Source organism: Paenibacillus sp. OAS669 (assembly GCF_014873645.1).
GTDB lineage: Bacteria > Bacillota > Bacilli > Paenibacillales > NBRC-103111 > Paenibacillus_S > Paenibacillus_S vulneris.
This window is the reverse complement of record NZ_JADBDR010000007.1, coordinates 182,662-206,881: the sequence shown is the minus strand read 5'-3', so window position 1 is coordinate 206,881 and position 24,220 is coordinate 182,662. Positions and strand designations below refer to the sequence as shown.

General features: G+C 52.2%; 21 protein-coding genes. 17 read left to right on the top strand and 4 right to left on the bottom strand.

From position 1 onward, the window contains the following. Window positions 1-48 precede the first annotated feature (48 nt). The 12 genes from GGC63_RS17360 (at window position 49) to GGC63_RS17305 (ending at window position 10,033) form a co-directional block, all read left to right on the top strand. A complete protein-coding gene (locus GGC63_RS17360; protein WP_192703356.1) occupies window positions 49-708 on the top strand; it encodes a ThuA domain-containing protein in 660 nt (219 codons plus the stop codon). A 312-nt stretch (window positions 709-1,020) separates the two neighbouring features. After that, window positions 1,021-1,221: a PspC domain-containing protein gene (locus GGC63_RS17355; protein WP_079913749.1), complete on the top strand. Its 201-nt coding sequence runs from the start codon at window positions 1,021-1,023 to the stop codon at window positions 1,219-1,221. A gap of 37 nt (window positions 1,222-1,258) precedes the next feature. Beyond that, window positions 1,259-1,903, top strand: coding sequence for a PspA/IM30 family protein (locus GGC63_RS17350; RefSeq protein ID WP_192703355.1), 645 nt, complete (start codon window positions 1,259-1,261; stop codon window positions 1,901-1,903). 380 nt (window positions 1,904-2,283) lie between these two features. Then, window positions 2,284-2,949 (top strand): GntR family transcriptional regulator, encoded by a 666-nt coding sequence (locus GGC63_RS17345; RefSeq protein WP_192703354.1) that lies wholly within the window; start codon window positions 2,284-2,286, stop codon window positions 2,947-2,949. 316 nt (window positions 2,950-3,265) lie between these two features. Then, window positions 3,266-4,720, top strand: coding sequence for a 4-hydroxyphenylacetate 3-hydroxylase family protein (locus GGC63_RS17340; RefSeq protein WP_079913746.1), 1,455 nt, complete (start codon window positions 3,266-3,268; stop codon window positions 4,718-4,720). Between the two features lie 86 nt (window positions 4,721-4,806). Beyond that, window positions 4,807-5,259, top strand: coding sequence for a pyridoxamine 5'-phosphate oxidase family protein (locus GGC63_RS17335; RefSeq protein WP_192703353.1), 453 nt, complete (start codon window positions 4,807-4,809; stop codon window positions 5,257-5,259). 43 nt (window positions 5,260-5,302) lie between these two features. After that, a complete protein-coding gene (locus GGC63_RS17330) occupies window positions 5,303-6,076 on the top strand; it encodes a carbon-nitrogen family hydrolase (protein WP_192703352.1) in 774 nt (257 codons plus the stop codon). Between the two features lie 28 nt (window positions 6,077-6,104). Continuing rightward, a complete protein-coding gene (locus GGC63_RS17325; RefSeq protein WP_192703351.1) occupies window positions 6,105-6,776 on the top strand; it encodes a DUF2848 family protein in 672 nt (223 codons plus the stop codon). A gap of 4 nt (window positions 6,777-6,780) precedes the next feature. Beyond that, window positions 6,781-7,125, top strand: a complete 345-nt coding sequence (locus GGC63_RS17320; protein WP_079913742.1) for a cupin — start codon at window positions 6,781-6,783, stop codon at window positions 7,123-7,125. Between the two features lie 44 nt (window positions 7,126-7,169). Further along, window positions 7,170-8,219 carry a TRAP transporter substrate-binding protein gene (locus tag GGC63_RS17315; RefSeq protein ID WP_192703350.1) on the top strand — a complete coding sequence of 350 codons (1,050 nt, stop codon included), beginning with the start codon at window positions 7,170-7,172 and terminating at the stop codon, window positions 8,217-8,219. A gap of 9 nt (window positions 8,220-8,228) precedes the next feature. After that, a complete protein-coding gene (locus tag GGC63_RS17310; RefSeq protein ID WP_192703349.1) occupies window positions 8,229-8,759 on the top strand; it encodes a TRAP transporter small permease in 531 nt (176 codons plus the stop codon). After that, window positions 8,756-10,033, top strand: a complete 1,278-nt coding sequence (locus GGC63_RS17305) for a TRAP transporter large permease (RefSeq protein ID WP_192703348.1) — start codon at window positions 8,756-8,758, stop codon at window positions 10,031-10,033. The genes GGC63_RS17310 and GGC63_RS17305 overlap by 4 nt, the downstream gene beginning before the upstream one ends. Window positions 10,034-10,180: 147 nt before the next feature. On the opposite strand, the gene GGC63_RS17300 is transcribed toward GGC63_RS17305, so the two are convergent. Beyond that, window positions 10,181-10,345: a hypothetical protein gene (locus GGC63_RS17300; protein WP_179136241.1), complete on the bottom strand. Its 165-nt coding sequence runs from the start codon at window positions 10,343-10,345 to the stop codon at window positions 10,181-10,183. A gap of 276 nt (window positions 10,346-10,621) precedes the next feature. On the opposite strand from GGC63_RS17300, the gene GGC63_RS17295 reads away from it, so the two are divergent. Both GGC63_RS17295 and GGC63_RS17290 read left to right on the top strand, forming a co-directional pair. After that, window positions 10,622-11,902 (top strand): SLC13 family permease, encoded by a 1,281-nt coding sequence (locus GGC63_RS17295; RefSeq protein ID WP_192703347.1) that lies wholly within the window; start codon window positions 10,622-10,624, stop codon window positions 11,900-11,902. 20 nt (window positions 11,903-11,922) lie between these two features. Continuing rightward, window positions 11,923-12,204, top strand: a complete 282-nt coding sequence (locus tag GGC63_RS17290; protein ID WP_192703346.1) for a hypothetical protein — start codon at window positions 11,923-11,925, stop codon at window positions 12,202-12,204. A 64-nt stretch (window positions 12,205-12,268) separates the two neighbouring features. Here the strand turns inward: GGC63_RS17290 and GGC63_RS17285 are convergent, their stop codons facing one another. The 3 genes from GGC63_RS17285 to GGC63_RS17275 form a co-directional block, all read right to left on the bottom strand. Beyond that, window positions 12,269-14,008 (bottom strand): ABC transporter ATP-binding protein, encoded by a 1,740-nt coding sequence (locus GGC63_RS17285; RefSeq protein ID WP_192703345.1) that lies wholly within the window; start codon window positions 14,006-14,008, stop codon window positions 12,269-12,271. Next, window positions 14,001-15,722 (bottom strand): ABC transporter ATP-binding protein, encoded by a 1,722-nt coding sequence (locus GGC63_RS17280; protein WP_264082069.1) that lies wholly within the window; start codon window positions 15,720-15,722, stop codon window positions 14,001-14,003. The genes GGC63_RS17285 and GGC63_RS17280 overlap by 8 nt, the downstream gene beginning before the upstream one ends. A gap of 341 nt (window positions 15,723-16,063) precedes the next feature. Then, entirely contained in the window at window positions 16,064-17,719 is a 1,656-nt protein-coding gene (locus GGC63_RS17275; protein WP_192703343.1) for a stalk domain-containing protein, read from the bottom strand. A 392-nt stretch (window positions 17,720-18,111) separates the two neighbouring features. Between GGC63_RS17275 and GGC63_RS17270 the strand changes: the two genes are divergently transcribed. From GGC63_RS17270 to GGC63_RS17260, 3 genes are all read left to right on the top strand, one after another. After that, window positions 18,112-18,765 carry a YesU family protein gene (locus GGC63_RS17270; RefSeq protein ID WP_192703489.1) on the top strand — a complete coding sequence of 218 codons (654 nt, stop codon included), beginning with the start codon at window positions 18,112-18,114 and terminating at the stop codon, window positions 18,763-18,765. A 51-nt stretch (window positions 18,766-18,816) separates the two neighbouring features. After that, window positions 18,817-21,831 (top strand): chondroitinase family polysaccharide lyase, encoded by a 3,015-nt coding sequence (locus GGC63_RS17265; protein ID WP_192703342.1) that lies wholly within the window; start codon window positions 18,817-18,819, stop codon window positions 21,829-21,831. A 107-nt stretch (window positions 21,832-21,938) separates the two neighbouring features. Further along, window positions 21,939-24,179, top strand: a complete 2,241-nt coding sequence (locus tag GGC63_RS17260) for a helix-turn-helix domain-containing protein (RefSeq protein WP_192703341.1) — start codon at window positions 21,939-21,941, stop codon at window positions 24,177-24,179. Window positions 24,180-24,220 lie beyond the last annotated feature (41 nt).

Sequence of the window (24,220 nt, the reverse complement as noted above, 5' to 3'; positions counted from 1 at the left end):
GGGGAACCGGAGCATTGCGGCAATTCATGACAAGGAGGAGCCTCAGTAATGACAGGAGTTCAAAAGCAGAATAGGAGCGCCGTTATATTAGGAGATATAGAGAATAAGAAGTATCATCCGCTGGATCGTATCCAACAGGATCTCGTGGAGATGCTTGGCGATGATTTCACAGTCACCTTTACGGAAGATTACGAGGTTATGACCCCGGGACGAATTTCTTCGATCGATGTATTCGTTGCTTATACAGATAAGTGGGACGAGCCGGTAACGGACGCACAGGCGGCTGGGTTAACGGAATATGTGGCGGCGGGCGGGGGGCTTGTCGTGCTGCATACGGGGGTTTCTCTGAGTGCGCATGAGAAGCTTCTGGAGCTAATTGGAGCCCGGTTTACAGGGCATCCTCCTTATCAAGGGCTGGATTTTGAAGCGATCAAGGATGGGTCGGGCGAGCATCCGATCGTGCGGGGGCTGGAGCCTTTTCGATCGGAGGATGAGCCCTATCAGTATGATTTTGCCGAGGGGGTTGAGAAGCAAGTCATTCTCCGGTACGTTCTGGACGGTGAAAGCTACCCGGCGGCTTGGGTCAGGCAGATAGGAAAAGGGCGTCTGGTATCGCTGATGCCGGGGCATAATTCGAATTCACTGCAGCATCCAGAGGTACGCAAGCTGATTTTGCGAAGCTGCCTCTGGGCTGCCGGGAGATTGTAGCCGGACATTTCAAACTGGGTGTCCCTTGTGAAATTACGGCCGTGATAATAACTCCTAGTTGAATAACTATGTTGGTAAATAGACGAAGAGGCTCTCTTATGGAGACGCCTCTTTTTTGTGCTGTATCAAGGGTTTAAAGGTTCAATCCGGTCCCAGGTCATAGGCTTCCCCCGTCTTAAGGCTAGGTTGCAAAACCGTCGCCGGTCCGTTTTGCCAAGTCCGGGTTCCGACTACAATAAAGACATGAAGAACAAGAGGTTGGCTTGAAGAACAAACGGCCTAACGAGAACTAAGGTAAAGGAGATAGCAGATATGAATAAATTGTTTCGTTCTACATCGAATCGGAGAGTAACCGGATTGTGCGGAGGATTGGGAGAATACTTGGGCATCAGCCCGACGCTGCTTCGGCTTATTACGATAATCGCCGCATTCTGCAGCTTCGGAACGACGGTACTGGTCTATTTTATCGCCAGTCTGTTCATACCGAAACAGTCTTACGTTCATTATTACTAATAACGGATAAAATCGACATTATAGGAGGATTCTAAAAATGGGTGTACTGAAAAGATTGGTTGATATGTCTAGAGCCGCGGCGAATGAAGCGTTGGACAAATGGGAGCAGCCGGTGATGATGCTGAATCAATATCTCCGCGATATGGAGGAGGAGATTCATTCATTGGAGCAGGCGCTTGTTAAGCAGACGGTTACTGAGCGGAGACTGGAGCAGCAAAGAGCCGAAAGCGAGCGGGGGGCCGAGTTCAGTGAGCAAAAAGCGGCCGAAGCCATAGCGGCTGACCGTTCAGTGGAGGCGCGGCAAGCGGTAGAGGCTAAACTGGCCTATCTGGATAAAGCTGCACAGTATGCGGAAGCCTACGAGGCTTCGAGACAGCATTCTGCTGAACTAGCCCACCAGCTGGCTCAAGCCAAAGAGGAATATGCGAACATGCAGGCCAAACGCAATGACCTGGCCGCCCGTGCCAGGAAGGCGGAGGCTAGAACCCCGAGCCCTGTATTCAGCAGCGGAGTCCAGACGGGAAGTGCAGCAAGAGGCTTTCAACGAATCGAAGAAACCATCCTGCAAAAGGAAGCTTTTGTGGAGCTGGCGAGCTTGAAAAAGGCGGAGGCTGCAGCTTCCAGAGAAGCTTTGATTGAAGAGCAGCTGAACCGGATCAAGAGCACAGTTGTTCCATCCTAATAGGAAAACGAACCGGTTGCACATATCCAATAACGAACGGCCTGGAATGATTTCCGGGCCTTTTTGGGCTTCCGGGGCAAAGGGCTTAACCAAACTTGATACATTCATCCACAGAGTTATTCACACAGTACACAGCCTATTATGATATACTGTGCATAAGTTTACCGCTCGCTATTAACATATCCACAGAGTGAGATGTCCACATGGCTTCTTCAGATGGAGCTCATTTTGCAGCCATTGAATGGTTCGCCTGCAAGAGCGAGCAATCATTCTTAGTTAAGAAGATGTAAAGTTGCTTATTGACTAAGTTTTTTGTATTTTGTATGATGTATACATAGAACCAAATTGAATTGTCGACTTGATGAAAGGTGTAGGTTGAAATGGCTCCATCCAAGTTTAATTTGAAACCGATTGATAAACCAACAACCACAAAAGAGAGAGCGTACAACGAAATCAAACATGTCATTTTAAGCGGTTACATCACATCGGAGGAAATATTTACGGAGGTTAAGCTGGCCGAGCTGCTGAATACGTCCCGCACTCCGGTGAGAGAAGCTTTGGCCGATCTGATCAAAGAGGGGCTTATCGTATCCATTCCGCGCAAGGGCATGGCTGTTCGCAAGGTCACGGAAAACGAAATGGAGCAGATCTTTTTGCTTCGCGCCTCGATTGAGACCAAGGTCATCCAGAAGCTGGCCGAGACGATCACGCCAGAGCAGCTGGAAGAATTAAAGGCCATTTGCAAAGAGCAGGAAGAAGCTATGTTGAACAATGATGACATCGCTTTCATAAAGCTGGATCAAACGTTTCATATTACGCTCACCCGGTTTGTGGAATATGAGCTGATTGAACAAATGCTGCTGAATTTGCATAATCTTTCCCAGCTGATCGGGCTTCGCGCCATTAGGAAGATCAACCGGATGAAAGAGGTGCTCGAAGAGCATCTGGACATTATCTCGGCGATTGAAAGAAAGGATGCGGAGCAATCGGCGGAAATGATGGCAAGGCATCTGAATAAAACGAAGGAGTCCGTCATTTTAAAATAACCATTCCGGTTTCCGTAATTGGGAAGACCTCAAATGAGGTTTTTTTCAAGATGAAAAGCAAACGCTTACAACAACGATAAAAAATCAGGCCAAAAGCAGAAACTCTCTAATTTGTGTGAGGTTTTATAACATCATTCGACAATTTTCAACTAAACTATTGACTCCGATGGCAAAAAGACGTAATATCAAGTCAGTTAATCTAACATGCAAGATGAAAAGCCGACGCAGAGAATCACCTTTTTTTTGAGAGTTTAATGTATACACAACACATAATACGTAATACAAAACCAATGGAAACATGGAAGGATGATCAGCGATGGTACGTAACGGCAAACAGTATGTAGAGTCTTTGAAGGATAACCGCTGCATTTATATTAACGGAGAAAAAGTGAATGATGTCACGACGCATCCGGCTTTCGCGGGGATTACCGGTTCGTTCGCCAAGCTGTACGATCTGGCTGCGGATCCGAAGAACGATATGACCTATACGACCGAAGATGGGACAGTCGCCAATAAGGTGTTTATGATTCCGCGCAGCCGGGAGGATCTGGCCGTTCGCCGTCGTGCTATCACGCAATGGGCGGAAGCGACCTGCGGCTTTGCAGGACGCAGCCCGGATCACGTGGCAGGGTTTTTGGCCGGCTTTGCCAGCTACCCCGAGGTGTTCGGCGAGTATAAGCAAAACGTACTGGACTTTTACAAATATGCCCGTGATGAAGACTTGTTTGTTACGTATGTCATCATTCCTCCCCAAGTGGACCGCAGCAAGGCAGCTCATGAGCAGGAGGAGAAGTACTTGCCGGTAGGCGTTCTGGAAGAGCGTGAGGACGGAATCGTCGTACGCGGCTCCCAAATGCTCGGAACCAGCTCGGCGGTGTCCAACTACCTGTTCGTCAGCTGCATCACGCCGCTCAGACCGGGCGATGAAGACTACGCCATCTCCTTCGTCGTACCTATGAATGCACCGGGCCTGAAGCTGTACCCTCGTCCAAGCTACGCTATGGGCAAGGAAAGCGTCTATGATTATCCGTTATCCACCCAATTCGACGAAAGCGACTCTTTGATGGTGTTTGACGATGTATTCATTCCTTGGAAGCATGTCTTCGTATACAAGAACATTGAAGCGACAAGAGATCAATTCCACAAAACACCGGCTCACGTGCTGGGGAACAACCAGGCGCAAATCCGGCTGTGTACAAAGGTGAAGTTCCTGATCGGCATTGCCCGCAAAATTACCCAAATGGGCGGAACGGACAAATTCCCGCAGGTACAAGAACGTTTGGGCGAGCTGGCTTCTTTGGCGGCCACAGTGGAAGGGATGCTGCTGGCCAGCGAATATGAATGTATCATCGACGTCAACGGAGCGGCTCGTCCGCACCACCGCTACTTGTACGGCATTGTAGGGATGCAGGACAAAATCTACGCGAATGTCATCAGCATCCTCCGGGAGCTGGTAGGCGGGGGCGTACTGCAAATGCCATCCTCTTATCACGAGATGGTCAATCCTGAGACGAGAGACGATATTCGTCAATACATCCGCGCCACCGGCGTCGACTCCGAAGCAAGAATTCAATTGTACCGACTGGCCTGGGACGTGATCGGCTCCGAGTTCGCGGGGCGTCATCAGCAGTATGAGATGTTCTATAACGGAGCGCCTTTCGTCGTAAGAGGCCACGCATTCCGCAATTACGGCTATCAGGAGCCGTTAGCTTTGGTCGATCAATTCCTGAGCAGCTATTCCTTGCCGAAGACGGTGACGCAAGAGGTATAAAGCCGGCTTGATCATACCGGCGAGTTATAAGTAAGGCGGGAGCCATATTTCGATATTCGTTATTCCCAAAGGGAGGAACTCATACCATGTCCAAAGTCATAACAGAGCTTTCAGCAGAAATGATAGAGCAATTACAGGGTCAAACGATCGTTTTTCTGAATGTCGTGAACAAAGAAACCGGAGATATATATTCCACAGCCCTATCCTGGGTCTATGCAATCGATTCTGGAACGATCCGCTTCGCCATCGATGCGAAATCGGATTTTGTACGCATCGTCCAGGAGGACCCGAGAGTGCTGCTGAACTTTGTCAGCAAGGAGACGGTTTACTCCGTGAAGGGAGCGGCTTCCGTGAAGGTGGCCCGCACGGAGGAGCTGACGCTTAAGATGGCGCTTATCGAGGTTCAGGTTCAAGAAATTCGCGACATCATCTTCTATGGCGGCAAAATCGTCGCTCAGCCGGCTTTTGTCAAAACCTACAATGCAGATTTGATCAAAAAGCTGGATGACGAGATGAAGCAGGCTCTGACAAGCCTTTGAGTCTACCAGAATCCAGTCATTCAGAAGGAGGGGTTTCCGACCTATGAAGGTTGCATCGATACAGCTAGAAATAAAAGCGCATGAAAGCAAGGCACAGCGGGTGGAGAGAGCGTCGGTCATGGTCGATAAGGCCGCCCAGGACGCGGATTTGATTCTGCTTCCGGAAATTTGGGCGACGGGCTACTTTTCCTTCGATAAATATGTGGAAGAAGCGGAGACGATTGACGGCCCATTGGTCCGGTTGTTCTCCGAGAAAGCCCGGCAGCACGGCGTGTACTTGTTCGCGGGCAGCTTCGTGGAGCTGAAGGACGGCAAGTATTACAATACGAGCATTTTATTCGACCGCCAGGGCAAGCTGATAGGCACCTATGCCAAAACCCATCTGTTCCGCTATGGCTCCCAGGAAGGCGAGCTGCTGACGGCGGGGGACGGGGCCAAGGTGTTCGATACCGAATTCGGCAAGGTCGGATTGACGACCTGCTACGATCTAAGGTTCCCGGAGCTGTACCGGCAGCAGGTTGATCTAGGAGCAGAGCTGCTGCTTGTCACGTCGGCTTGGCCGCATCAGCGGCTGGAGCATTGGAAGCTATTTAACGCCGCCCGTGCTTTGGAGAATCAATGCTTCCTTATTTCATGCAACTGTGTGGGCACTACTCGCAATGTATTGTTAGGAGGTCACAGCTCTATTGTCGATCCATGGGGAGTTACGGTTGCATCCGGAGGCGAGCATGAGACGATTGTCAAAGCGGAAATCGACCCGTCCGAGGTTCAACGGATTCGGGATGTATTTCCCAGCTTGAAGCATCGCGTACTATAGACACCATACGGAAAGGACGTAATCGACTATGGAATTTATATGCAATGGAGAGACTATCCAATGGGCGCCCGAGCGGCTTGTCATCGCCGGATATACGGGAAAGGACCAGGATGCCGTCAAGAAACATATCGATGAGCTGAAAGAATTGGGAGTGCCTGCCCCTCCGCAGGTCCCTATGCTGTATGATCTTTCCCCGGAGCTCCTGCAAACGGCTGAAGAGATTACGGTGGTAGGGAACGACGGCAGCGGCGAGGCGGAGGTTGTACTGCTGGATGTAGGAGGACGCTGGTATGTAGGACTCGGCAGCGACCATACGGATAGGGTGCTTGAAGCGATCTCGATACAGAAATCGAAGCAGGTATGTGCGAAGCCGATGACCCGGGAAGTATGGACGCTGGAATCCATTCTCCATCGCTGGGATGACATCGAGATGAACAGCTGGGTGCTGGTGGATGGGGAAGAGAAGCTGTATCAGTCCGGCAAGCTGGGCGAGTTCATGCATCCGAACGATCTGATGCGCCTGGTGAAGGATCGGGGTTACGCCGGCTCCAATATGGCGCTGTACTGTGGAACGCTGCCGCTTCACGGAGGCTTTGTCTTTGGAGGCACCTTCCGGGCGGAGCTCGTGGACAGACAGGAAGGACGCAAGCTGGAGCTTCAATATAGCACTCATATTTTGAAAAATGCCGAGGAGGAATAACACAATGGCTAAACCGGAATTGGAATTTACAGACTACCGTCAATTTGAAGAGGTACCGTTCAGCAAAGTAGAGGGCTTGACCGAAAGAGTCATCGCCAAAGACCCGGAATCGGGGGTAGCTACCCGCATTCTGATCTTCGCTCCCGGAGTGGACACGACGCCTAACGGAGTACAAATCCACGACTTCTGGGAAGAGCTGTATATTATTGAAGGCTCGCTGATCGATTTGACGCTGAATCAGGAATTTACGGCGGGGATGGTCGCTTGCCGCCCTCCGGGCATGAAGCATGGCCCATGGGTTTCTCCGACCGGCTGTAAAACGTTTGAAGTTCGTTACTATTCCAAATAATCCAAAAAGGCGAAATAAAGACTGAACTTTAAGGGGTGGAGTTTATGAAGCATTTGAAAAAAGGTATGGGTTTGCTGTTGTCGTCGTTATTTATGGTATCCGCATTGGCAGGCTGTGGTAACGCCAATGGAGGCGCGGACGGGAAGACTGCTGGAGGAACGGCATCAGGAGATAAGAAAATCGTCTTTAAAATGGCCAACATTACAAAGGCGGACAGCCAGCTGAGCTTAACGCTCAAAAATATCGGCGATGAGCTGAAGGCCAAAACCAACGGCCGTATTTCGCCTCAATATTTCCCCGGCGGCGAGCTTGGCAATGAAACGGACATGATGCAGCAGCTTAATACAGGCACTATTCAAATGGCTGTCATTACGACGGCGCAGCTAAGTAACTCCTCCCCTGCGTTCGGCGCCTGGCTGATGCCGTATTTGGTCGATACGCACGAACAAGCCTATAAGCTGTGGACCAGCGATGAATCGATGAAGCTGTTCGATACGCTGAAGAATGAAAATGTCGTTGGTTTGGGCTATGCTTCCTCCGGCTTCCGTTACATTCTTGGAACGAAGCCGGTGCAAAGCGTGAAGGATTTGGAGGGCTATAAGCTGCGTACCACGCCGAGCCCGACGATTCTCGATTATTGGAACGGCCTGAAGGCAGGTCCAACGCCAATGCCTCTGACCGATGTGTATACGTCCCTGCAAACCGGTGTCATCAAAGGGGTCGACATTGATTCCGAGTCGTTGGCGTCGGAGAAATTGACGGAAATCGCCAAATATTTGAACGCTGACAAGCACATGTACTGGGCCGGAGGTATTCTGATCAATAAAGATTTGTGGAACAGCCTGTCTCCGGAAGACCAGAAGCTGATTAAAGACACGGTACTCGAGAAAACGAAGCAAAACAGTGTAGATATTCAGAAGAATGAAGACAAGCTGTTAAGCGAAGCGAAAACGAAAATGGGCTTGACGCTGAACGAGGTTAAGCGCGAGGAGTATGATCCTGTCGTCAAATCGGTTAGAGAAACGTGGAGCAAGAAATCGCCTGAAATTGCAAAATTCCTGGAAAAGGCAGACAAAATCAAACAAGAGAAGTAGGTGCTTGGCATGAGCGACAGACCTTCAGGAAGCAGCCCCCTCTCGTTAATCACCCTCGCGCTGGATAAGTTCTTGATATGGGTTAGTATTGCGGTTGGAGCTGTATTGGCCATCAATATGATCGTAGCTGTGTTTTTCCGATATGTGCTGAGTTCGCCCATTTTTTGGGCGGACGAACTTTCCTTGTATTTGTTTTGCTGGGCGACTTTTCTGGGAGCCTCTCTTGCCGTCAAGCGGTCGGATATGGCTGCGGTGACGTTCCTGCTCAACCGTCTTCCCGAACGGGGCCGTATTCTTGGATCTCTGGCTATCCAGCTCAGCATTCTATTCTTTGCCGTCGTGATGGGATATTACTCCACGGTTTGGATTATGAGCCCCAGCGTGATGAACCTGTTATCACCGGCATTGTCTATGAAAATGTGGAAGCTGTATCTCATCGTACCGATCTCTATGCTCTGCATGACGATATTTACGGTCGAGCATATGGTTCACCTGCTTCAAGCCTTCTTTAGTGGTAAAAAGGGAGGTGCTGCACAATGAGCTCCGCGGCAGGCTTTGTCATTTTGCTCTTCATCGGCGTACCCGTAGCCTTCGTGCTTGGGATCACGACCCTGATTTACGTTTTTTCCACCGGTAATATCGCTTCGCTGCAGTCCTTGCCCTCGAAGCTGTTCAACGGCCTGCAAAATTTCGGCTTTGTGGCGATTCCGATGTTCGTCCTGCTAGGTGAAATCATGAACCGCGGGGGCATTACGAACCGCTTGATTCACTTTGCCACCGTAATCTTCGGCCATCTTCGCGGAGGGCTTGCCTACGTTAACGTCGTAGCCAATATGTTCCTGGCGGCGATCGTCGGATCCTCCAATGTGCAAACCGCCATTATGAGTAAAGTGATCGTTCCGGAGATGGAGAAGCAGGGCTACAACAAGGAATTCAGTACGGCGCTTACCGCAAGTGCCTCCATTATGGGGCCATTGATTCCTCCGAGCATGCCGTTCATTATATACGGGGTAACTTCTGGCGTATCCATCGGGAGCCTGTTCTTCGCTGGGATTATTCCCGGCATCCTGTTCGCCCTTGGCTTTGGCATCATTATTTATGTCACCTTCAGAAAAACAAGCAGCAATAAGCTGGAGAGAAGCTCGACCAAAGAAATCGTACAGAGCTTGTTTAGTGTTGTTCCGGCGCTTCTCATTCCCGTTCTGATCATGGTCGGGATTACGACAGGGATTTTTACGGCTACAGAGTCTGCGGCGGTGGCAGTCTTCGTTGCCATCCTGGTCGGTGCATTTCTGTATAAGGAATTGAAGCTTAAGGATGTTCCGGGAATTCTCGTCCGTACGATTATTACGACGTCGTCCGTATCGTTCTTGCTTGCGACAACGAATATTTTCGGATGGGTCCTGCATCTTCAAGGCATTCCGCATATGATTGCGGAGGTGTTCCTGAATCTTGCCGGCAATACGTTCATGTTCCTTATTCTGCTTAACATTCTGCTCATTGTTATCGGCACGTTCCTCGAAGGAGTGGCTGGCATCATCTTCCTGACGCCGATTCTGCTTCCGATTGCAGCGCAATTCGGGGTCGACCCGATTCACTTGGGAGCCATTATCGTCATCAACCTGACCATCGGCTTGATGCATCCGCCTTTCGGCACTGTATTGTTTATCGCATCGGCAACGACAGGGGTTAGCGTAGAACGGCTTACGATCCGGCTGATTCCTTTCTTGATCGTCATGTTCGCTATTTTGCTGCTCATTACTTATGTTCCTTGGACGACTACGTTCATTCCAAGCGTGTTTGCCCCTAAGTAAAAAGGAAGTTGTTCGTAGGAAGAGAGGCTTAAGCGGTAAAGGCATCCGCAAATCTGATGATCAAGTCTATCATTCAATTATGTAAGAAGAGGCGGGAGAGCGGGCGAATTGCCTGCCTTCCCGTCTCGATCGTCTCCCTGGCGATGATTAGCCGCCTGCACGAACACGAATAACGCCCAGCTCGTTAGCGTTGATAGCGAATGCATTGCCTCCCTGATTCACACTAGCGTTAGCCGATTGTTTGGCTTTGAACTTGACCCTGCTTTTATCGACTTGGACGTTATTGATGTTTTTTTGCTTTTTTCTGCCCATCACAGCCACCTCCCCTGTTTACCTTATGCTATGAATCTAGCAGGGGAGTCGGCGAATGCAGACGGAGGGAAAGTCTATTTTTGTTTCCGATCTGCTTTTTTCAGTCTGATTATGAAAGGGGAAGCTTTACTTTCATGAAGAAAGCAGGTAAGATCGAATTATATCTTCATATGCGGAATTTTAGGAGGAGCCTGTCACCCAAGGGCTCTTTTTGTATTTTTTTGTCCATTCACGCAAATTTTGGCGAAAAACAATCCAAAATAAAGAGGAGGAAGTATGGAGCATCAAGCGATTTTGGCCATTGCCATCTTTTTAATCATCTATGCACTGATTATTTCTGAAAAAATTCATCGCACCATCCTCGCTATTCTAGGCGCCGTTCTGATGATCGTCCTGGGCATTGTGAATCAAGAGACGGCCATACATCATATCGATTTCAACACGATCGGCTTGCTCGTAGGCATGATGATTATCGTAGGGATAACGGCGGAGACAGGACTCTTCAAATATGTCGCCCTGAAGTCGGCCAAGCTGGCCAAAGGAAAGCCGACCCGAATTTTGATAGCCCTGGTAGCTCTGACAGCCGGGGGTTCCGCATTTCTGGATAATGTGACGACCGTCCTGCTCATGGTTCCGGTCACTTTAAGCATCACAAGACAGCTGAGAATCAACCCGATCCCATTTTTGTTCACGCAAATTATAGCATCGAATGTGGGGGGGACGGCCACTCTAATCGGAGACCCGCCGAACATCATGATCGGCAGCGCAGTCAAGGAACTGACGTTTATGGAATTTATCTATAACCTGACGCCGATTGCCGTTATTATTATGCTGGTGTACACACCTATATTTCTCTTGATGTTCCGCAAGCAGATACAATCGACTCCCGAGCTCCAGCAGAGCATTATGGAAATGGATGAAAACTCGATGATCACCGACAGCAGATTGCTGAAGAAGTGTCTGATTGTCCTCGGGGTTACGATCCTGGGCTTCTTCCTTCACCAAACGCTTCACATGGAATCGGCGACGGTTGCGCTGGCAGGTGCTTTTCTTCTCCTGCTTCTGACGGGAGAACGGATGCTGGAAAAAGCGTTTCACAGCGTGGAATGGGTTACGTTATTTTTCTTCGTGGGGTTGTTCGTTCTCGTCGCAGGCCTGGTAGAAACCGGAGTTATCGCTATGCTGGCTAAGAAGGCGGTTGAGATTACCGGGGGGGACCTGTTTGCCTCGTCGATGCTCATTCTGTGGCTGAGCGCAATAGCCTCTGCCTTTCTCGACAACATCCCGTTCGTAGCTACGATGATTCCTATGATTCAGGAGATGGGGACGATGGGTGTCGATAACCTCGAGCCGTTATGGTGGAGTCTCGCCTTGGGCGCTTGCCTGGGCGGCAACGGAACGTTGATCGGTGCCAGTGCGAACCTGGTCGTCGCCGGGTTGGCCAGCAAGGAAGGGTACCCTATTACCTTCATGAAATTTTTGAAGTTCGGTTTTCCTTTAATGATATTATCCATCATATTATCCAGCGCGTACATTTACTTGAGGTACTTACTATGAACGAGGGCAGGTGAGGTAGGATGAAGCTGACTTACACTTATGATGAGCAAAATATCGAGCTTAATGAAACGGCCAATGGGCAGGATGTGGAATTCCGCATTCGAGTCATCGGAGGCGGATCGATAGAGGAGCAGCTGAAGGCGGTCCAGAACGAGTTTGAGCATAATGAAGTATTGACCGACGTGTTTTTCTACGCATTCAAGAATCAAGCGTATCAATTTATTGTCAGACATGATTTTTATACCGACTTTATTTTATCCTTGATGAAGCACCGAGTCCTCCAAAGGGTGGAGTGGAAGTAAGAGAAGCCATTTGTGGCAGGAGACCGTCCGGAAGTACCGGGCGGTCTTTTGCTGTGCAGATTTATCATTCGGCGTCCTGACAAAGCTTTCGAAACGTTCCGTTCCGCTCAATCAGCTCCTCCCAGGTGCCGGCTTCCGCCAAGGCGCCGTCTTGAAGGACAACAATTTGGTCCGACAGCTTGGCGGCCGACAGGCGATGCGTGATAAAAATAACCGTGGAGTCTTTGAGAGCTGCGGTTAAACGGCTTAGAAGCCGCTGTTCCGTTCCCAAATCCAATGCGGAGGTAGATTCATCGAGAATCAGAATGGCCGGTTTTCGCAGCAGTGCCCGGGCAATACCGATTCGCTGACGCTCTCCTCCGGATAAGGAGAAGCCCTGCTCGCCTACCCGGGTGTTCAGGCCATCCGGCAGAACGGCCAGCCAATCGCCCAGCTCGGCGAGCTCGACGGCTTCCCGGACTTGATCGGGAGAAGCGTTCTCGCAGCCGTACACGATGTTATCCAGAATCGTGCCGCTTCGGAGCGAGGCGTCTTGGGTTACGCAGAGCAGATGCCGGCGCAGCCAATCCTTGTCCAGCTCGTCCGTCAGGACGCCCCCGATACGCAGCGTTCCTGCGGCAGGCTCGGCAAGGCCGAGCAGCAGATCGGCTAAAGTCGATTTGCCGGACCCTCGATGTCCCGCAATGGAAACCACCGAGCCGGAAGGAATATGGAGGCTGATGCCCCGCAAGACAGGGCGCTCTCCGTAGGAATAAGAAAGCTGCTCGGCCCGAATAGAGAAATCACTGACAGGCGCAGCGCAGGTATTTGCTTGTTCCGGGAGGGAGAAGGCTATTTCGGCAACCCGGTCCGCAGCTGAAGCTGCTTTTTTGCCCATGACATAAGTGTCCAGCAAAGTGATGGCAAACGGGCGTATCCAATTGTACACAGCAATGAAAGCAACGAGAGAACCAAGCGTAATTTCACCTTGGATGACGGCTCTTCCGCCCCCATAGTACATGACCACAAGGAAGAGGGAAGAAAGGAACATGTTGAACAGCTGCGCCAGATGCTCGTAGAGCATGGTGCGGTTCGTATGACCCCATTCCTCCTGTAAGCAGGAGGAGACAGTGCCGAGCGCCTTGGCCTCGATTCCGGCCGACTTGATGAAATGTGCGCCGGTGATAATTTCTCTCATAGATTCGGTTAAGCGGGATGTTTGCTTTGCTGCATCGGCGGTTTTCTGTTTGATATGCTGCCCGAGCCGGGTTACCAGCACCGCATGGCCGATCCAGAGGATGAGGATGATAAGAGCCAGCTTCCAGTAAAGGTACAGCATGACGGCAGCTCCGGCCGATATGCTGACCGTTAATAAGCACATCCATAGGAAGCTGCCTGAGACAAAGTTGGTTATGCTCTGCGTATCATCCAGGCTACGGGTAATAAGATCGCCATGCGGCTGACGGCGAAGCCAGGACAGAGGCTGATGCTGAAGGCCGTTGAACAAATCGGCGCGCCCCAGACCGGCCAGGCGCAGCAGCGCTTTGTCGGCGAACACCTCAAGCACGATCATGGCGCTGCCAACGATAGGTACCAGAGCAATGCCCATGCTGACCCACAGCAGCAGATTCCAGTCCCTTTGGGGGAGCAATTGCTCCAGCACATACTTGGTCATGACCGGAGGGACGAGAAATAAAAGGCTTCGGATGACGACGTTACCTAGATTAAGGGCCAGCATCCACCGGTGAGAGTAGAGCTGCTGTCGAAGATAGGACCGAATCGCTTTGCGTTTGTTGTCGGTTAGTAGGACTTGCATATCAGACATAGGAAAGGTCACCTCGTTCCTTGACGGCATCCTGCGCTTCCCGCAATTCCTCTTGCCGCTGCTCGCTGTACCATAGCCGGGCATATACGCCGTCTTGATCTGTGAGCAGCTCGTTATGAGTCCCCGCCTGCACGAGCCGGCCCTGATCGATGACAAAGATAAGATCCGCCAGCTGCGCTCCCCTCAGGCGATGAGTTACGCTGATGCGTGTGATACCCCGCATATGCCGCCCCAGCGCTTGCAGCACCATGGCTTCGCTCGTCTGGTCGAGGGAAGAGGTGGCCTCATCAAGCAGCAGCAGGTCGGGCTTCTTCAGCAAAGTGCGGATCAAGCCGACCAGCTGCCGCTGTCCGCCGGATAGCGGGAAGCTGCCATCTCCGACGACAGTGTTGTAGCCGTCGGGAAGCATCGCCGCGATATCTTCGGCGTCCAGCGCTTGCATCCATGTCTCGACCTCTGCTTGATCCGCCTGCCGGAGCAGTGTCAGGTTGTTCAGCAGCGTGTCGCGGAACAGGACCGGCTCCTGCGTCATATAACCGGTCCTCCTCCTAAGCTGCGTCGCATCGAGCTCGTTCAGCGGGATGTCACCGAACCGTATCTCTCCCTCGGTCGGCTCCTGAAGCCTGGTGAGCAGCTTGAGCAGCGTGCTCTTGCCGGCTCCGCTCGGCCCGACAATAGCGATATGCTCGCCCGGCTGGATCGTGAAGGAAACGCCGCTCAGGCTTGCGCCTCGATCCGTCCGTACCGTTACACTATGAAAGGAGATCGGCAACCCCCTGTAATCCGGCAACTGACGGAGCCCGTTCCTCTTCCCTGGCTCGACAGGGAGCTCCACATATTCCAGCAGCCCCTGCACACGGAGACGGATATCTGCGAAGACGACGAACAAGCCGAAGAACGTCCGTACCGGGGCATTGAGGGCCGGGATAAACGCAATGACGGTCATCAGCTGACCGAAGGTTACCGTCCCCATCATGACCTGCCAGCCAACGAACATGAAGACGAGCGCGGGCGCCAGCGCATCGGGGACTCGTTGGAGGCCCTTGTAGGTCGCATTGACGATCCCTTCTTGATGGGACAGCTCGGCCCAGCGCTGCTGCTCCGAATGAAACTGGCGGTATTCGTGCTTCTCGGTTCCGAATATTTTGATTTGCTTGACGGACTCTAATCGTTCCAGCAGGCTTTGCCGCAGGACGGCGTTGTGCACCATGAACTGCTTTCGGGACTGGGTCCGCCGCTTAGCGAAGAAGTAGACCGGCAGGAACAGTACGATATAGCAGAGGATGATCATGACGGTGATAGGCCAATAGATGTTTGAAATGATGATCGCAGCGGTGCAGGCAAGCAGCCATTCCTGAACGAACCCGGGCAAGGTAAACAACCCGAATTTCTGAATTGTTCGGATGTCCTGGATGCATCTCTGCAGCATTTCGCCCCTGGGAGTCCGGGTGAAGAAATCGGCCGACGTATTCAAGATAGCGGCTAAGGCATCATGGATCCATTCGTAGGTCAGCCTGATCATAACCTTGGTCGAAACATACTTCCGTAGTACCGAGAGCAGCTCGGTTAGCAGCAGGGAGGCGAGCAGGAGAGCTGTCAGCCTTAGAAGCCCCGGGCTCTGCAGCTTCGTGAGCTCATCAATGACCTGTCCTATATAGACGGGAGTGAGTGCGCTGCACATCGTAACCGCTAGCGTCAAAAGTGATACGAGCAGAAGAGCTCCCTTGGCACGGAGCAGCTGCTTGGTGAAAAAAGTAATCCATTCCGGAAAACGAGCTATAATTAGTATCCACTCCCATTTATTAGAAATGACATTATCTTATCAGGGCATCTTCAGAAGGGGCAAACTTTAAAAACAAGTGTTCGTACAAAAAGGGGAATGAAGCTCATCAATAGGGATGGCGGATGCGGGGATTTTCAGAAAATGAAAGCTCTTATTTTCTCTTGTTCGCTTATTTTTTCTTGAAATGCGAACAAAAACATGCTAAAAAGCCCCCAAATGCAGGCTTGCAGGCCGCAATGGAGGCTTAAATTTTTATGGAGCGAAGCCACTTATTAATAGCTCAGCTTCACGGTACGTGTTGCATCGATATAGTCTACTTTGGCACCCAATACTTCGGCTAGGAGCCGGACGGGTACCATCGTATTTTCGCCGATCAGACGGGCCGGCGTGTCCGTTTGCTTCAGCTGCCCATTCACTTCATAGGCGTTTTGGGTTGTATACAGCGTCACTTTCATATTGCCCTTCGTATAGACGGCCGCCCGCTTGGAGTTATCCCAATCCACATCGGCCCCTAGTGCGGCCGCGAGGTCGCGGATGTACAAATAGGAGAAGCCGTCGACAATGGCAGGCTGTCTTTTCATAGGGAAGCTGATGCCGTCAACGGAGTAGCTGCTGTCGTCCAGCCCGAAGCTGGCCGTACGTAAGAACGGAGCCACGGTAACGGCGGCAGTCTTATACTTGCCGGAGTCTTGGTGCAGCTTGGTTTTACCGATTCCGGCCACCGGTTCGGTGGTGAAATCCCACTCTTTGCTCTCATTCACCGTGCTGCCGTCACTTTTGGTGACTTGAACGCTCAGCTTCACGCGATACGTTTGGTTGGCCTGCAGCGGCTTGCTCGGCAAGAGGATGAAGGCGTTCGTCAGCTTGTCGTCGTTATCCGGCGTATTGACGAGTATGTCCACCTTTTGCTTAGCGTTATCGGTCAGTTCGGCGCTGACAAGCTTCACCTTGTCGGTCCCTGTTCCGTAATATTGGGCCATGATGGGATAGCCGACCGGATAATTGGCGCTTGAATGAATACGGAGCGGGTCGGGGTCCTCGTTGCCGTTAAAGGTGGTAGGAACATAGCGGTCTCCCGGTACGGGAGATACGACGAGCTGGTTCGTTACCGTAGATGCATAACCGAACTCAATGATCGTATAGTCGCCGACCCTGCCGACACCGATCTCGCTCACGTTAGGATCAAGATACGGATTTCTGTGATACGGCGCATCGAATAACAAATCCATTGCTTCGTTGGTGCTTCCGGATACATAAGCGGCATCTTCTCCGACCTTGGACGTGTAACCGTAGTAAGCGGCGCGTTCCAGCGGAGTCGCTCCGATGAATTGCTTTTTGCCCGCCTCCTGCAGATGAAGGCTCTCTTGGCTGCTGTTCGTTTGCTTAACCTCGTTAACATTCAAGTAGCTCGCATGTGCGGTGGCGCTGGCATTCAGCCGTTCATTCAGTTTGACCGGAGGAAGCCCGTATAGCGTACGGTAATCATTAAGGGCATTAAATGCTGCCAGCTGCTCCGGTCCTGCAGCCGCGAATTGGCTTTGGGCATTCTGGGCAACCGTGAACGTCCAGGATTCCTCCAAAGGCTGATAGCCCTTGAAGGTTACAGACATGCGGACCGTATAGCTGCCGGGTGTCAAATCCTTGTCCGGGGTATACGTGAAGGCTCCTTGCTCCCTGTCGTAGGATGCGGGAACACTCGTGCCGTTCAAGAACATGGAATAAGCGATCGGCATCAAGTCCGTGTCCGTCTTTAAATAAAAGGTCAGCGTGGGGCGGGTAACCCCGACCGTATTTTGCGGAGCTCCTTGATAGCCGTATTTGAACGCAAACGCGCGGTCTGCGGGCAGTGCCAGACTGCTGAATAAGATAAGAAAGGCCAGAGCCGTCAGCATCATATACTTGCCTAGTCTTTGTGTTGTTAAAACCAATGGAATGCCTCCTTTTCTTGCTGATCTGTTGAAATCCAACTTCCGTTGTTCTAACATTTCGGCAGCCATCTCCCAAACCCTTTAATAAAATGTTTCCAGTTGGCTTGTCCCAAGCGTTCCGGGCTTATAAATATAAACGAGGCAGAGGCGAATAAGTTACGGTATGTATGAAGAAAATGCGTTGTCTGCATAGGGAGCGACTTCGGGATTTGGTCCGCGTGAAGCCAAGCCTGGCACATCCGGAAACCCTTGCTGCTGCGGGATGAAGCAAATTTCGCATATCCCCGGAAAGAAACGGCTTATGTACAATCGCTCGGGTTGTTGCTTAAACTTGTTTATTATTTATAGGGTTAAACCAGGGGGAGCGACAAGCGTTGGACGTACATAAGCAGATGATTTATTACAATCCTCTCGCTGCGGAGAAAGATGTAAGCGGTTTTCGTCTGGAGGGAGAGGCATCCGCATCGTTTCCGAACGGGGCCATGCGCATGGAGAATAAGCTGGACCCCGAGGAGGGGCAGGCTTCCAATTTTGTATTTTGGTGTCCGGAGACATTTCCGGCGGACATTGCCGTTGCCTGGGATTTTCGGCCGATAAGGGAGCCGGGGCTTTGCATGCTGTTCTTTGCCGCAGCCGGCCGTCAAGGGGAGGATTTGTTTGCTCCTCATCTGGCCAAGCGGACAGGGCCGTATGAGCATTACCACAACGGGGATATCAACGCTCTGCATGTGTCGTACTTCCGCCGCAGGTATCCGGAGGAGCGGGCGTTCCACACGTGCAACCTGCGCAAAAGCCACGGGGCTCATCTCGTCTGCCAGGGAGCGGATCCGATACCGGACGTGGAGGATGCGCAGGGCGTCTACCGGATGGAGCTGATCAAGCAGGGAGCGGACATCGCTTTCTCGGTCAACGGATTGACCGTCCTCCGATGGACGGATGACGGCTGCACTTACGGCCCGCGGCTGGGCGGAGGGAAGATCGGCTTCCGGCAGATGGCCCCGCTGGTAGGGGAATATGCGAATTTGACCGTTTATGCGTTGAAATAAAACGTCTATAAGGGTCCGTATGGGCGGATACCAAGGATGGAAGGGAGTAGGATGACAGTGATATACAGCTTTGAGGATGGTGTTCCCGGGAGCTTCATACCGGACGGACAGTCACGGCTTGCAATCAGCAATCGGCGGTATAAGGACGGAGCCCATAGCCTGCAATGGGATTATTCGGGCCAAGCGGTGCTGAAGATCAGGGGGCCTATCGGGTATCGGCCGTTTCAGGAGGGCTCCAGGAGCCAGGCGAGAGCCTCCTTCGCGGTATGGATTTATAATCCCCGCCCGATACAGGATAAGCTGACCTTCCAGTTTGGCCGCAAGGATGGAGAGCAGGTGGATTGCGAGTTTGATTTTCGGCTTAATTTTCTGGGGTGGCGCACAGCCTGGGTAGCATACGAGCGGGATATGCAGGGAACGCCTCATCCCGAGATGGATTGTCTCATTATCAGGGGGCCGAAATCGGCCGGGGCAGGCACATTGTATATGGATCAAATGCTGCTGTGTACCCCTATTGATCCCCGGTTTCATACGCGGGATGTTCAGGTCCCGTTCGTCAATCTTCGTGCGGACACGGCGGCGAACGCTCATTGGCTCGGCTTGTATGCCTTCAAAGAGCTGGAGTGGAGACTTCCCGTCCCGGAGGAGATTACGCCTGCACAGCTCGACAGCCATCGGAGGATGGAAGACCGGTTCGAGGCATACTTCCTGAAGAAAAGGCCCGTGACGGCGGAGGATATGCAGCGAATCGAAGGCAAATTCGCATCCTATGATATTTCATTTTCCGCTGACGGTATCTCGGGACGGCCGGTGGAGCTTCCCTTTTTCGATCATTTTCCGGAGCCAGAGAAGGACCGTTTAAAGAGGCTTGCAAACAGCGTGCAGCTGCAGGAATACACGAGGCTCATGATGGATATCGCGGTCTGCTACCGTTCTACAGATCATGGGGAGTGGAAGCAACGGCTAAAAGAGATGTTCATGGATTTGACCGACTATCTGGAGGACCAGGGCTGGGCATATGGGAGCTCGCAGGGAACGGTGCATCACTTCGGCTATAATTTCCGCTATTTTTACCCGGCTGCTTTTTTAATGAGACGCGTTTTACGTGAGGAGGAGCGTCTTGACCGGACTCAGCGCACGATGTATTGGTTCAGCGGAGCGGGGCGCATTCATACGCCGCTCGAAGAAGTGGAGGGCAATGTCGATATCTTCAATACGACCTTGCACGGAATGCTCGCCAGCCTGCTGATCATGGACGATACGCCGTTCAAGGTTCGCGAGCTGACGGCTTTCAAGCTGTGGCTGAGCCAGTCACTTCTTCCGGCAAGAGGCTTGCGCGCGGCTTACAAGATCGACGGGTCAGCCTATCATCACGTCAATCATTATCCCGCTTACGCCGTCGGAGGGTTTCTGGGTGTGACGCCGGTTATGTACTTTACCAGCGGTACGGAATACCGGGTGACGCCGGAGGCGCACGAGACGGTTCGCAAAGCGCTGCTGGCGATGAGACTCTATTCGAACAAATACGAATGGCTGATCAGCTTGTCGGCGCGCCATCCTACCGGCAAATGGGCTCTCGAGCTCGAGCCGTTCGAATATATGGCGTTAGCCGGCACACCGGATGGAACGGAGGAAATCGATGAGGAGGCGGCCGCCGCCTATTTGCGGCTGCTGAAGCCCGGTCAACCGACGGCGACAGGGGAGCGTCTGAAGGCTATGGGCCTGACGCCGGAGCCGGATCCGAACGGCCATTGGACGATGAACTATGCGGCGCTCTCGATTCATCGCAGAGGCTCGTGGCTGGCGGGAGTCCGCGGGCATAGCCGGTACCTGTGGGCTAACGAGACTTATGTCAGCGCCAATTTGTACGGAAGATACATTTCGCACGGGCATTTGCAAATTATGAGTCATGGGGACCCTATTAATCATGAGGACAGCGGCTATCACCATGACGGCTGGGACTGGAACCGCTGGCCGGGAACGACGACGATTTACAAGCCTATCGCCGAGCTGCGTTCCGATGTACGCAACGTGGATACGTTCAGCGGGTTCGAGGAGATGCTGATTTCCGATGAAACCTACGCCGGTGGCTTGCATCTGGAAGGGCGCAACGGCATGTTCGCGATGAAGCTGCATGAGCATCCCAAGTATGAGGGGTCGCATCGGGCGAGAAAGTCCTTTTTCTTCTTCGATAACCGGATTATCTGCCTCGGGAGCGATATCAAGAACGAGAATGATGTGCATCCTACCGGGACTACACTGTTTCAAAACCATCTGGCCGATCCTAACGAAGCCCTATGGCTGAATGCGGATAAGGCTGTCGACAGGTTCCCTTATGGCAGGGAATTGGAATTAGACAACCCGGCATGGATGTTAGATAATAAGGGCAACGGATACTATCTTCCGGCAGGTCAAACCTTGGCCGTATCGAAGTCGCTTCAGCATTCGAAGCACCAGGCGACGGATGCTGATACGGAGGGCCGGTTTGCGGCTGCGTGGCTCCATCACGGGATGGCTCCCAAAGGCGCCGGCTATGAATACGCGATGCTCGTGCAGACGGATCGCGAGGGGATCAAGCGGTTTTACGACGCCATGCTTGTACCGGATCAGGCGGCATATACCGTGCTCCGCAAGGACCGTTCAGTGCATACAGTGTATGACCGGGAGAGCCGGACGACGGCCTATGCCTGGTTCGAGGCGAATGAAAGCGCAAACATAGGTCCTGTATCCGCCGTGGATACCCCTTGCATGGTGATGGTTCGGGAGGACGGCGACCGATTGATTGTCAGCGCAGTAGATCCGGATCTCCGGTTATATGAGGGCACGGAGCCCGATCAGTATGACGAGAACGGCAGGCAGGTGGAGGTCAGCTTATATTCCCGTGCATGGGTTCATGCCGAGAGCAGGCCGCATATGCTGCGGATAACGCTCAAAGGGAGCTGGACCGGGCAAGGAGAGGACAGCCGCATCCGCGTCGTCGAAGGCGGTACCGATTGCACTATTGTAGAGCTGACGTGCCAGGATGCGATGCCTCAGCAGCTGACGCTTACGAGGCTCCATCGTTAAATGCACGGTGAACAAGAAGCGGGAGAGGAAGCCTGCCGGGCGGCCGGGAGAGCGGACCGTCAGCTTCACCGGGCTTACATCGAGAACCATACGGAGGGGATGATGGGATGAAATCAGCGATTAACCGGCTGCCGGTCTTTTATCGGTACCTTTTGTCCTACATAGTATTGCTCCTGCTTCCGTTGCTTTTTTTGGGGACGACCGGGTATCTGCGTTTGGCCGATATTGTAGGCAATGAAGTGGAGAGGAATAATCAGGCGCTGCTCGATAAGCTGCAGGACGAAGTGGATCAGAAGCTGATCCAGATGAACAAAATAGCCGGGCAAATTACCCAGACGCCGGAGCTCTCCCCTTATGTTCTTACTCATGATACGCTCAGCATGTATGAAGGCAAAAAAGTGCTGGAAAGCAAGGTCGTGGACGATAGCATCCGCGAAATTCTGCTTAACATTCGAGGGACAGATTACCTGTACTCCTCGCTGAGCGTGTATAAAGTGAAAGACTTCGTGACGGATTTTTATCATTATTCCGATTGGAACGGTAAGCAATTCTCGGAGGATTTGAACAGCCTGTCCGCGCAGCTGCTGCGGCCTGCCGAGGATGTGAAGATTGAGGGGCTTCCGTTCCAGCGGTTCATTACGTATCTCGTCCCGATACCGATCAACAGCCAGCGTCCCTATGGAACCGTCATGTTCATGCTGAAGGAGGACATGCTGCTGAAGGGGCTGAATCCGGAGCTGACGCTGCCGCAGGGCAATGCCGTCGTATTCGACTCCAAGGGGCAGGTGCTGTCCGCATACAAGCAGGAGGACTATTTGAAGGATCCTGCCTTCTACAAGCAGCTGACAAAGGAAAGAGGAAGCTCGCAGCTCGATATTATGAATAAACCGTATGCCGTTACGTATCAAAAATCAGCCAAGAGCGGACTGCTCTACGTCACGATGCAGCCTCAATCCTCCGTCATGGCCCCGGTCAACCGGGTTATTGTCGAATGGATCAACAGTCTGCTGATCATCTTTCTTGCCGGATCGCTGCTGGTCTATCTCGTCATGCTGTTTAACTACAAGCCGGTCAAGCGGCTGGCTTCGCTGGTGGAGACGGTTCGCGGGCAGTCGATTCGCAAAGCGAATGAATTTGAAGCCATCGGCAGCGTCATTCATGATATGGTCAATTCGAACCGTCTGCTGGGCCGCAAGCTGGAGGAGAACCGGTACGCCGTCAAGGAGCACTTATTAGGAAGCCTCTTGAAAGGCGAGATGAAGACGCTGGAGGACATGAATGAGCGGGGCAAGGAAGTGGGCATCGTCTTTCCGAATCCGCTTGCCGCGGTGATGATTCTGGAGTATCCGTCCTCCTTGGTCCCTTATAAGGACAGACTGATTCAGGAGGTGGATCAGAAGCTCGGAGGCCGCTACATCGGCTATTCCAAGGACAGCCTGGAGGACAAGCGGGCGATGTTCATCCTGTCTGTCGAAGGCCCGCCGGAGGAGTGGAAGGCATGGCTTTTGCAGCTGCATGAGCATTTAAGCACGGTGTTCGAGGCTCCCATTACTATGGGGGTCGGAAACGTATACGCCGAGCTGACCCAGGTCGGCCGGTCTTATCTGGAGGCTTCGACCGCCATCGATTACAAGCTGATCCGGGGCAGCCAGAGAGCCTTGTTCTTCGATGAAATGATGGCACATCATTATGAGGATGTGTTTAATCCGAGACGGGTGCTTGATGATCTGGATATCGTGCTGCAGCACGGCAGTCCGGACCGGATCTCGGAGGAGGTTCAGCAGATCGCCGTCCGTATGAAGCAAAGCGGGCTGACGCTGTTCATCGCCAGAGAGCTCTGCTACGATATGATCCGCAAATTCATAGCGGTGGTTGAGAAAAAGCAGCCGGGGAGCTCCAACGGAAGCTTTCCCGATGTTATGGCATTGACCGATTTCACCACGCTGGATGAAATAGCCGATTTGTTCACTACCGCCTGCGCTACGCTCTGCGAGTCGCTCAAGGAGCATAAGCCGGCGTCCCCGACGGCACTCATTGATCAAATAACGCAGTATATTCAGAATCATTACAATGAGCCGGACTTTTCCGTGCAAAAGATTGCGGACCATTTCTCGCTGTCCTTGTCCTATTTAAGCCGTTATTTTAAAGAGCAGACAGGTCGTACCGTGATGGACTATTTGAATGAAATCCGCATCGATCAGGCGAAGCTGCTTCTCCGTACGGATGATCGTTCCGTTAAAGAAATTGTACTGCAGGTCGGATATTACGACGTGTCCAGCTTTATACGCAAGTTCAAGCAATCCGTCGGAGTCACTCCCGGAGAATACCGCAAGCAGCAGCGCGCTTGATCAGCCCCATGATATTGAACAGCCCTGACGTAAGTCGAAGC